Annotated in this window: 1 protein-coding gene; it reads left to right on the forward strand. The window is 54.9% G+C overall.

Features of this window, described 5'->3' with window-relative positions; genetic code table 11:
* Positions 1–95: 95 nt before the first annotated feature.
* Positions 96–1,469, forward strand: coding sequence for a transposase (locus RSSM_RS13195; RefSeq protein ID WP_044302475.1), 1,374 nt, complete (start codon positions 96–98; stop codon positions 1,467–1,469).
* Positions 1,470–1,493 lie beyond the last annotated feature (24 nt).

Genomic DNA, 1,493 nt, shown 5'->3' on the forward strand with positions numbered 1-1,493 from the left:
GACCAGGGCTTTGAAGGTATCTGATCTTGCCTATTTTGAGGCGATTGTAAAAATAGAGCGAGTTCGTTTCGCTCTTTGCCATGGAAGGCTTCGCTATGGATTGCACGCTGTTCACCGACCCATTGTTCCGCTCGTTCGCCGACAAGCGGCCCTTTGCTACCGTCACTCAAATGGTGCTGCGGCGACTGTTGGCCCCCAAAGAACTCGACGGCTTGTTTGAAAGCGAAGCACAGCGACAGTATTCTCGCACCCTGCTGTTCTCTGATCTGACCGGGTTGGTCAGCGGCGTCGTGCTAGGGAAGTACCGGAGCATGAACGCCGGTTACAAGGCACTCAAAGACCAGCTCGGCGTGTCTGTCCGGGCCGTCTACGACAAGCTGCAAGGCGTCGAATTGGCACTATCGCGTCAGTTGGTTCGCAACTCCTACCGGCAGACCATCGAGATCTGCAAAGAGATTGGCTGCGTCCAAAACAACGACCTTGCCGGCTACAGCACACGCATCCTGGATGGCAATTGGCTCTCAGGCACTGAGCGTCGCCTCAAAGAAACCCGCGCCAGCACTGCCGCACCACTGCCAGGAAAATCACTGGTCGTTTACGACCCACGCTATCGTGCCGCTTGTGATTTCATTCCCATCGAAGACGCCTACTCGCAGGAACTCAGTGGTCTGGACGCGGTGATCGAAACGCTCGCGGCGAAACAGCTTTGGTTGGCCGATCGCAATTTCTGTACATTGAAGTTTCTCTACAGCATTGCTGCTAAGTGCGGATGCTTCGTCATTCGTCAGCACGGCAAACTGCATGGCACCGAGAAAGGCAAACTGCGAAAGATCGGCGAGAGCGAAACCGGTGTGATCTACGAACACCAGTTAGTTCTTCCCGAATACGAGGGCAGGCAGATGACGGTCCGCCGCGTTGTCGTTCATCTGTTTGAACCGACGCGGGACAAGGATGTCGAAGTCGTATTGCTGACGAATCTTCCGGTCGAAGATGCCGACGCGGTTGTGGTTTCCGATTTGTACCGCACACGGTGGAAGATTGAGACGGCGTTTGGTCACATGACCACGGCGTTGAACTGCGAGATCAAACCGCTGTGCTATCCCAAAGCGGCGTTGTTTTGTTTCGCTTGTGCGTTGGTCGCGTACAATGCGTTTGCGATTAGCAAGGGGGCGATCGCTGCCGAGCACGGTCGCGCGGAAGCCGAGATGCTCTCGCACTACTACTTGGCCAACGAAATCGCATCGGCGACCGACGGAATGTTGGTGGTGTTACCCGATGAGCGTTGGGCGGAGATGGCACAGATCGATCAAGGTGGCTTTGCTCAAGAAGTTCGTCAGATCATCGGCGGGATGGACCTGAGCTGTTATCGCAAATCCATCCGGGGCCCGAAAAAGAAACCGCCCAAGAGAAGCAATAAATCGAATTCAGTTCATGTCTCGACGAAACGGATCCTCGACAAACGCAAGTGAAAACACACCTTCAAAGCCCTGGTC

The organism is Aporhodopirellula sallentina SM41, assembly GCF_000346505.1.
In the GTDB taxonomy this organism is placed as follows: domain Bacteria; phylum Planctomycetota; class Planctomycetia; order Pirellulales; family Pirellulaceae; genus Rhodopirellula; species Rhodopirellula sallentina.